Consider the following 8,230-nt stretch of genomic DNA (forward strand, 5'->3'; position numbering starts at 1 on the left):
ACCCCCGCCTGACCACCCCACCCAACCCCCGCCGGACGGCCCCGTGTTGCCGGCCGGCACGGCGGGTCGCGGCAACAACTTCATGATCAACGCAACGGGGTGGGGTACGACAGCGCGCCCCCGGCCGCGGGGCCGGGGCGGCGCTGGGTGTCGGTGTGCAGGTCGCCTCTCGGCGAGTGGCACGACGCGGCTCCAGCCGAACGGTATTCCGCGAAGGCAATTTAGGTGAGGCCCGGGGACACTGGGCACACCGACGCTCTGCACAACGACCCGACCAGCCCCGGTGTTCCGGGCCGGGCCGTGTCCGCCGTCACCCCGCCCCCGGCGCCACGACCGGGGACGTTTGACCGATTCGGGCCCGGGTAGCTGATCGGCGTGACCGATGACGCACCCGTGACGGACCAGCCGGACACCCGGCAGGTCGACGAACTGCTCGACGACATCTACCACGGTCAGGAGCGGATCACTCAGGCGGTCATCTACCGCCGGGCGGTCGCCGCGGAACTCCCGGCGGAGCTGCTCTCCCGGATCGCCGCTCTTCCACAGGGCGAGTACTCGGTCGACGAGGCGGCCGACCTGCTCGGCGGCACCGTGGCGTGAGGACCGGCCGGCGACGGACCGGTACGGCGCCGGACAGTGTGCTGCGGCCCGGACGCCGCCGGAACCGCGCCGAGGACCCGGACGACGGAGAGGACAGTGCGATGACCGACCGCGACGCGGGGCACGAGCACATCGAGGCGCTCGGCCAGCCGCCGAAGGGACCGGATCCGGACACGGATCCCGACTTCTCGGGCGAGCACCAGGACACCGCGGTGGATGACGAGATCATCACCGGCGCGGACGAGGACGAGCGGGAGCCGGAGGCGGCACGCGGCTGGGCCGGCGAGGACCACGGGACCACCCCCACCTGATCGGGACGAGCGAAAGGGGCCGGCACCGACGCCGGCCCCTTTCGTCGTACGTCACTTCTCGTCGTGACCGCCCTCGGCCGCCTGCTGGGCGACCGCGTACCCCATCTGGAGGAAGTCGGAGGCGGCCACGGCGGTCAGCGCGGTGGCCACCAGCCGGGTAAGCCGGGGGGCCAGCACGAGTCCGCCGGTGAGCGCGGTGGCCACCCACACCGCCAGGCAGAACGGGCAGCTCAGCAGCTCGCCGATGGCGTGCCGGGTGGGGCTGCCCTGGTCGCGGACCTGCTCCATCACCTCGCCGCTGCCGATCGGGTGGTCGTAGCGGGTGAACGGGGCCCGCACCGGGCTGGTGACCGCGTCCTTGGCGAGCAGCCGGCTGAGCTTGTGGGTGGCGATCGAGAGCAGCACCACGTCGGCGGGGGCGGGTCGCTCCGGCACCGGCCGCCCGGTCGCCCGGACGACGCCGGCCAGGGCCGCGGTGACGGCCCCGTAGGTGCCCATCGCCACCAGGTACCCGCCCAGCGGCCGGTGCTCGTGCGGCGCGTACGCCTGGCGCAGCCGCCTCACCTTCTGCTTCAGACCGCTGGTGGTCACCCGGTCTCCTCGGTTCGTCATCGCCCAGCTCAGCCGGCGGTCAGGTTGTCGGCCACCTCGCGGGCGAGGTTGGTCAGGGTCTCGTCGGCCAGCCCGTCGGTGTCCCCGCCGGCCAGGTCCAGCCGGACCCGGGCGCCGCCGGCGTCGGCCGCCTCCACCTGGATCTCGGCCGACCAGCCGGGCGCGGAGTCGCTGCACCACCGGGCCCGCATCTGCTCGATGCTGATCACCTCCGGCCGCCGGTCGCCGTCCTGCCGCAGCGGCTCGGGCAGCCAGGCGGCGGCACGGTCCGGGTCGATGGCCGTGTTGAAGACCACCTCGGGCGGCGCGGACATGCCCCGTTCGACGTGCGCCCCCATCAGACGTCCCGCAGCCGGCTCGGGTCGACCTCGCGGCCCGGGTGCCGGGCGAGGTACTCGGTCTCCAGCTCCGCCGTGCGGCGCAGGTGGTGGGCGAGGGCGGAGTCGGCCGCGTGCCGCAGGGTGTCCAGCCGGGTGCGGTGCAGGCTCTGCATCTCCCGGATCAGGTCCTCATCGCCCAGCTCGGAGGGGTCCACCCCGAGCAACTCGCCGTCGACGTCGGCGGTCGCCGCGTTCCTGACGTGGTCGCCGTCCCACTCCGGCAGCCGCTGCTCCGGGCTGGCGTCACCGGTCCGGCGTACTGATTCGGTCATCGTCGCCCCCTCGTCTCGTTCGGGCTGGCGTCTAGACGGATGCCCAGCCGGGATGCCACCAAACCCCACCGACTACGACACCGCGTCGGAGAGGGCGGGTGGCCCCGGTACGCTCGGGGGCATGAAGCGGCTCTGGACACCGGCGTGGATCGCCCGCCACGTGGCCATGGTCGTGCTGGCCGTGGGCTTTCTCGGCCTGGGCTGGTGGCAGGTCACCCGGGCCGCCTCGGGCAACACGCTCAGCTTCGGGTACGCGATCGAGTGGCCGGTCTTCGCCGGCTTCGTGGTCTTCCTCTGGTGGCGTGAGGTGCGGCACACGCTGCGGGGCACCGACGCCGACCGGCCGACCGCGCCGCCGGCGACCGCCGGCTCCGACCCGGCCGCGGCCACCCCGGGGGTACGCCGGCCGGTGCGGGTGAGCCGGGTGCCGGTGCCCGCCGAGGGGGCCGACGACGACCTCGCCGAGTACAACCACTACCTGTCATGGTTGAACGCCAACCCGGGCGCGCGGCCCGGTGACTATCCCGGCTGAGGCCGGCGTGGAAGGACGGACGACGGTGGGCGGAGCCCTTACCCGGTACCGCGTGATCGCCTGGATCGTGGGCGTGGCGCTGGCGGTGCTGGTCCTGATCGGCATGCCGCTGAAGTACGGCTTCGACAACCCGACCGTGGTGGCGGTGGTCGGCACCGCGCACGGCTGGCTGTACATGCTCTATCTGGCCGCCACGTTCGACCTGTCCCGCCGGGCCGACTGGCCGCTGAAGCGAATGCTGCTGGTGATGCTCGCCGGCACGGTGCCGTTCGTCTCGTTCTACGCGGAGCGCCGGGTCAGCCGCTGGCTGACCGCCGAGCGGCCCCGGACGCCGGAGCCGGTCGCCGGCTGACCACCGGGCCGGGGGTCGGCGGCCGGCCCGGCGGTCAGCGGTTCGGGCGTGGCGGTCAGCGGTTCGGCCGCCACGGGTCGGCGGCGGCGAGCGGATCGCTCCACCCGCCGTGGCGGGCGCCCTCGCGGGCCCGTTGCAGCGCCCGGGTCACCTGGCCGAACTGCCGCTCGTCGTCGCTGCTGAACAGCAGCACCTCGGTGCCGCGGTGTCGGCCCCACAGCTCGTACGCGGGCGGCCGCCAGCGGTCGCCGAGCAGCACCAGCGCCAGCGGCAGCAGGCCGACGGTCCCCAACGTCAGGTACGCCCCGGCGGTGAGCCGCTGCAGCCCGCCGGTGAAGCCGAGCAGCACCCCGACGCCGCCGATCATGGCCGCGGTGACGACGACGGCGCGGACGGCGAGCCGGTCGTGCGGGCCGCGACTGGTCCGGAGCTGGGTCAGTTCGGCGATCGGCCAGCTGTTCCGGCCGACGGTGAAGCGCTCGCCGGTGACGACGATGCCGGGTCGCGCGTAGAGCAGGGTCGGGGTGACGCCCGTCGGCTTGGGCGAGCGGGGCGGGTGGGTGGCGGAGCCATCGGTCTGCACGGCGTCCTCCCAGGGCTGGCGCGCCGGGCTGTCTTTCGCCGCCGGTGAGCTGTGCCGATGCCGTCCGACGGGATTCCCGGCTCCGCGCTTCATTGTGTTGCGGCCGCGCCACCCGGACCTGCTGTTTTCCGCGTCCTCGGGGCGCCACGGCGGGCGGCGCATGCCGACAAACAGGATCCATTTCGGTCTTTGTCAGGATTTTGCGGAGCGGCCCCTGACGACATCCGCCCAGAACGACGAATCACCCGAACCGCCCGGAGCACGCGGACCGGTACGGGATGGCGACGGCTGGCGGGCGAAGCGGTCACGAAGCGTAACCCGACCCAGCAGTACTTCCTGACACTTTGCCAACATTCGCCCCTGCTTCAACTGCGGGTGACTCCCGTCCCGGGTTAGGTTGTCCGGGCCGGACCGGTCGACCGCCATCCACCCGGATGGCCCCGGGCCGGTGTCGTCCGGACGCAACGCCGGCCCGGCGACCGTGGGAGAGGAGCCTTCCGCTCTTGTCGTCCTTACGGATCCTGCTGCGCTCGTTGGCGGTCGCCGGCCTCTCGGCCGCGCTCATCGCCCCGGCGTCGGTGGCTCGGGCCGAGCCACCCCCGCCGAGCTGACGAAGCAGATCGAGAAGTCCTCGACTGAGCTGGAGCGAATCGTCGAGTCCTACAACAAGCTCAACGAGGAGATCAAGGCCAACAAGGCCACCGCGGCCGGCCTGCAGGCCAGGATCGGCCCGTTGCAGGCGCGGGCCGAGCGGAGCCGCGCCGACGTCGGCGAGATCGCCGTCACCGCGTACAAGACCGGTGGGCTGCGGACGGCCCAGGCCCTGCTGGACCGGGGCTCGGTCAGCTCGCTGCCGGACCGGCTGGGCACGCTGGACCAGTTGACCCGGCAGCACCAGGCGACCATCGCCGGCTTCACCGCCAACCAACGCAAGCTGATCGACGAGAAGACCCGACTGGACGCCACGCTGGCCCGGGAGGCCGCCCAGGCGAAGCAGCTCGCCGCGGGCAAGAAGAAGATCCAGGCCGACCTGGACCGCCTCTACGAGCTGCGCCGGCAGGCGTACGGGCGGGCCACCGAGGCGCCTACCAGATCGACCTCTGCGGGGAGCGCGCCGGCGATCTCCGGCTCGGCCGGGGTGGCGGTGCGATACGCGTACGGGGCGATCGGCAAGCCGTACGTCTGGGGGGCCGACGGCCCCGACGGGTACGACTGCTCCGGGCTGACGCTGGCCTCGTGGCGGGCGGCCGGGAAGTCGCTGCCGCACAACGCGGCGATGCAGTGGGACGCCACCTCGCGCATCAGCCGCAGCTCACTGCAACCCGGCGACCTGATCTTCTACGAGGGATTGGGCCACGTCTCCCTCTACGTCGGCGGCGGCCAGGTGATCGACGCGCCGAGCGCGGGCCGCAACGTCCTCAAGCGGGACATGAACATGATGCCCATCCAGGGATACGGTCGGGTGCGCTGACCCGACGCGCACCGACTTACGAGACGGCGAACGGCCGGCATCCCCCTATCGGACGCCGGCCGTTCGTGTTGTCCATTACTACCAGGTCAGGCCGCCTGCAGCCCCTCGGCCCGAGCCAGCTCACGGAGCCGGCCGAGGGCCTGGATCTCCAGCTGGCGGATCCGCTCCCGGGAGAGCGAGAAGCGCGACGCCACCTCGGTCAGCGAGTGCTCGCGACCGTCCTCGAGGCCGTACCGGGCCCGCATGATGCCGGCCGACCGGTCGTCGAGGTGGTTGAGCAGCCCCTCGATCCGCTGCCGCTCCAGGCCGCTGAGGACGATGTCCTCCGGCGACGGGGCGTCACTGTCGGCGACCAGGTCGCCGAGGTTGGTGTCGCCGTCGTCGCCGACCGGGGTGTCCAGCGAGACGGTGTCCTGCGACCAGCGGCGCAGCTCGTTGACCCGCTCGACGGTGACGCCGAGGGCGGCCGCGATCTGCTCCGGCTCCGGGTCGCTGCCCAGCTCGCGGGTGAGCTGCCGGGCCACGTTGCGCATCCGGTTGACGTCCTCCACCAGGTGCACGGGCAGCCGCACGGTGCGCTCCTGCTGGGCGATCGCCCGGCTGATCGCCTGGCGGATCCACCAGGTGGCGTAGGTGGAGAACTTGTAGCCGCGCTCGTAGTCGAACTTCTCGACCGCCCGGACCAGACCGGTGTTGCCCTCCTGGATCAGATCCAGCATGGGCATCCCGGACCGCACGTAGCGTCGGGCGATCGACACGACCAGTCGCAGGTTCGCGCGGATGAAGAGGTCCTTCGCCCGCTCACCGTCGACGACCAGCCGCTCCAGGTCCTCCCGGTCGACACCGTCCGGTACGCGGTCCTCCCCGATCAGGTGCTCGGCGTAGAGGCCGGCCTCGATCGCCTTCGAGAGGTCGACCTCCTTGGCGGCGTCCAGCAGCGGCGTACGGGAGATCTCGTGCAGGTAGACGCCGACCAGGTCGCGCTCCTCGGCAACCTCGTCGGTTCGCATGCCGATGTTCTTGTCCACGGTGCCCACGGTCCCCTCGCTCGCGCCGGTTGCCCGGTTCCTTGCCATCCCCACGTCCATCAGCCCTCCCCCGTAACTTCCGCTGTGCCCACCGGCGCTGACCACCTACACAACAGATGAGACGTGTCGGGGATTCCATGTCGTGAGTCGAAAGTGTCACGAATGCCTGAGTAGTAGCTGAGAGCCCGGTCCATGTTTGCTGTCAGGACCCGGTCGATCGGCTCGGTCGCCGCTCCGGGAACGAAGCGACGGATCAGCGGAATCGTCGTGCATCCACGAAATCGCACCATTGCGAATTCCATGAACACAGCGACCCGCGTCACCGCCTTGATGCGATCCTGGTCACTGCCGGACACGCGTCGGTGGACCGGTCGGTTCAATCACGGGTGAGGATTACCCCACCCCTCGATGAACAATCCGCAGCGCGAAAGACGTCCCGGAACGCGGCGTGACGCGCGTCGCACCGGGAGCGGGCCGGGTGGGCCGGGGGCGGGGCGCGGGCCGGGTCAGGAGGCGAGCAGGGCCAGCGCGCCGGCGGACCTGGTCGGCGGAGCGGGCCAGGGCGGCCCGGGCGGCGGAGACCTCGGCGCCGGAGACGAGGGAGACGAGGGCGGTCTTCAGGTCGCCGTCGGCCTCGTGCAGCGCCCGCCGGCAGACCTCCTCGGCGCAGCCGGTGGCCTCCATCAGGATCGAGATCATCCGGCCGCGGAGTTTGGCGTTGGTGGCCACCATGTCGATCATCAGGTTGGAGTAGACCCGGCCGAGTCGCACCATCACGGCGGTGGAGAACGTGTTGAGCACCAACTTCTGCGCGGTGCCCGCCTTCATCCGGGTCGACCCGGTGACGACCTCCGGTCCGGTGTCCACGCCGATGAAGACGTCCACCGACGAGGCGGCCTCGGCCTCCGGATTGGCGCAGAGCAGCACGGTCCCGGCCCCCTGCGCCCGGGACGCGGCGAGCGCCCCGAGGACGTACGGGGTGCGCCCGCTGGCGGCAAGTCCGACCACCAGGTCGCCGGGGCGTACGCACTCGGCGGCCTCGGCGGCGCCGGCCCGGTCGTCGTCCTCGGCGTCCTCGACGGCACGCCACATCGCGTCCGGGCCGCCGGCCAGGTGGGAGCAGAACCAGTGCTGCGGCGAGTTGAAGGTGGGGGCCAGCTCGGCCGCGTCCAGGACGCCCAGCCGCCCGGAGGTGCCGGCGCCGAAGTAGTGCACCCGGTGCCCGCCGCGCAGCGCCGCGACCGCCAGGTCGACGGTCTCCGCGATCTTGTCGAGGACGGCGGCCACCGCGGCCGGGACCCGGCGGTCCGCGTCGTTGATGACGGTGAGCACGTCCCGGGTCGACATCAGGTCGAGGTCGACGCTGTGCGGGTTGCGCCGCTCGGTCGGTGCGCCGACGCGCACCACCGGCCGGACCGCGGACAACTCGTCGCGCTCCACCCGGCCGGCGGTCATCCGCGCCTCCGCGTCGCGCCCACCCGGTGCGACTTGACCGCCTCCGCGGTCGCCTCCAGGGCCTTCTTCGCTCGGGCCCGGTTGCGCGCCGCCACCCCGACGAAGAGGCAGTCGACCACGGTGAGCTGGGCCAGTCGACTGGCCATGGCGCCGGAGCGGTAGGTGGTCTCCCGGGCCGCGGTGGTGAGCACGAAGTCGGCCACCTCGGTGATCGGTGACCGGGGGAAGTTGGTCAGGGCCACCGTGGTGGCGCCCCGCGCCCGCGCCTGCTCCAGCACCTCGATCACATCGGAGGTGGTGCCGGTGTGCGAGATGCCGACCGCGACGTCGCCCCGGCCGAGCAGGGCCGCCGAGGTGAGGGCGGTGTGCACGTCGGGGAAGTAGAAGGCGGTCCGGCCGATGCGGTGCAGCTTCTGCTGGAAGTCGGAGGCGACGAAGCCGCTGGCGCCGGCGCCGTACACGTCGATCCGGCCGGCTCCGCCGATCGCCTCGACGACCTGCTCGCAGATGGCCGGGTCGAGCTGTTCGGCGGTTTCCGACCCCCCTCTACGGGATCTACCAGGCGCGCTGGCACTTCTCGCCGATCACCACCACGGTGGTGTTCGCCGTCTACGCCGTCGCCGTGCTGGCGTCT

General features: G+C 72.4%; 10 protein-coding genes and 2 pseudogenes. 5 read left to right on the forward strand and 7 right to left on the reverse strand.

Translation table 11 applies throughout. The features are described from left to right. Nucleotides 1-366: 366 nt before the first annotated feature. Both JNW87_RS30870 and JNW87_RS30875 read left to right on the forward strand, forming a co-directional pair. Nucleotides 367-600 carry a hypothetical protein gene (locus JNW87_RS30870; protein ID WP_255544558.1) on the forward strand — a complete coding sequence of 78 codons (234 nt, stop codon included), beginning with the start codon at nt 367-369 and terminating at the stop codon, nt 598-600. A gap of 101 nt (nt 601-701) precedes the next feature. Next, nucleotides 702-911 carry a hypothetical protein gene (locus JNW87_RS30875; protein ID WP_109804933.1) on the forward strand — a complete coding sequence of 70 codons (210 nt, stop codon included), beginning with the start codon at nt 702-704 and terminating at the stop codon, nt 909-911. A 51-nt stretch (nt 912-962) separates the two neighbouring features. Here the strand turns inward: JNW87_RS30875 and JNW87_RS30880 are convergent, their stop codons facing one another. From JNW87_RS30880 to JNW87_RS30890, 3 genes are read right to left on the reverse strand one after another with little or no spacing between them, the layout of a single operon-like run. Next, nucleotides 963-1,502: a DUF1360 domain-containing protein gene (locus JNW87_RS30880; protein ID WP_109804922.1), complete on the reverse strand. Its 540-nt coding sequence runs from the start codon at nt 1,500-1,502 to the stop codon at nt 963-965. Between the two features lie 29 nt (nt 1,503-1,531). Then, nucleotides 1,532-1,861, reverse strand: coding sequence for a hypothetical protein (locus tag JNW87_RS30885; RefSeq protein WP_109804923.1), 330 nt, complete (start codon nt 1,859-1,861; stop codon nt 1,532-1,534). Beyond that, a complete protein-coding gene (locus JNW87_RS30890) occupies nt 1,861-2,175 on the reverse strand; it encodes a DUF6158 family protein (RefSeq protein ID WP_109804924.1) in 315 nt (104 codons plus the stop codon). The genes JNW87_RS30885 and JNW87_RS30890 overlap by 1 nt, the downstream gene beginning before the upstream one ends. 121 nt (nt 2,176-2,296) lie before the next feature. Between JNW87_RS30890 and JNW87_RS30895 the strand changes: the two genes are divergently transcribed. Both JNW87_RS30895 and JNW87_RS30900 read left to right on the forward strand, forming a co-directional pair. Next, nucleotides 2,297-2,707 (forward strand): hypothetical protein, encoded by a 411-nt coding sequence (locus tag JNW87_RS30895; protein WP_201749943.1) that lies wholly within the window; start codon nt 2,297-2,299, stop codon nt 2,705-2,707. 25 nt (nt 2,708-2,732) lie between these two features. Then, complete coding sequence (locus JNW87_RS30900) at nt 2,733-3,059, forward strand: DUF3817 domain-containing protein (RefSeq protein ID WP_109804926.1); 327 nt, start codon at nt 2,733-2,735, stop codon at nt 3,057-3,059. A gap of 55 nt (nt 3,060-3,114) precedes the next feature. Here the strand turns inward: JNW87_RS30900 and JNW87_RS30905 are convergent, their stop codons facing one another. Continuing rightward, nucleotides 3,115-3,642 (reverse strand): DUF6232 family protein, encoded by a 528-nt coding sequence (locus tag JNW87_RS30905; protein WP_109804927.1) that lies wholly within the window; start codon nt 3,640-3,642, stop codon nt 3,115-3,117. A gap of 503 nt (nt 3,643-4,145) precedes the next feature. On the opposite strand from JNW87_RS30905, the pseudogene JNW87_RS30910 reads away from it, so the two are divergent. Then, a pseudogene (locus tag JNW87_RS30910) lies at nt 4,146-5,113 on the forward strand (NlpC/P60 family protein). An 86-nt stretch (nt 5,114-5,199) separates the two neighbouring features. Here the strand turns inward: JNW87_RS30910 and JNW87_RS30915 are convergent. The 3 genes and pseudogenes from JNW87_RS30915 to JNW87_RS30925 all read right to left on the reverse strand — a co-directional run. After that, nucleotides 5,200-6,189: an RNA polymerase sigma factor RpoD/SigA gene (locus JNW87_RS30915; protein WP_238454882.1), complete on the reverse strand. Its 990-nt coding sequence runs from the start codon at nt 6,187-6,189 to the stop codon at nt 5,200-5,202. A 345-nt stretch (nt 6,190-6,534) separates the two neighbouring features. Then, nucleotides 6,535-7,596, reverse strand: a complete 1,062-nt coding sequence (murQ, locus tag JNW87_RS30920; protein WP_238454881.1) for an N-acetylmuramic acid 6-phosphate etherase — start codon at nt 7,594-7,596, stop codon at nt 6,535-6,537. Beyond that, a pseudogene (locus tag JNW87_RS30925) lies at nt 7,593-8,144 on the reverse strand (MurR/RpiR family transcriptional regulator); the annotation flags it as partial. The pseudogene JNW87_RS30925 and the gene murQ, both read right to left, overlap by 4 nt. Nucleotides 8,145-8,230: the final 86 nt, after the last annotated feature.

This window comes from Micromonospora sp. ATA51 (assembly GCF_016802855.1).
In the GTDB taxonomy this organism is placed as follows: domain Bacteria; phylum Actinomycetota; class Actinomycetes; order Mycobacteriales; family Micromonosporaceae; genus Micromonospora; species Micromonospora sicca.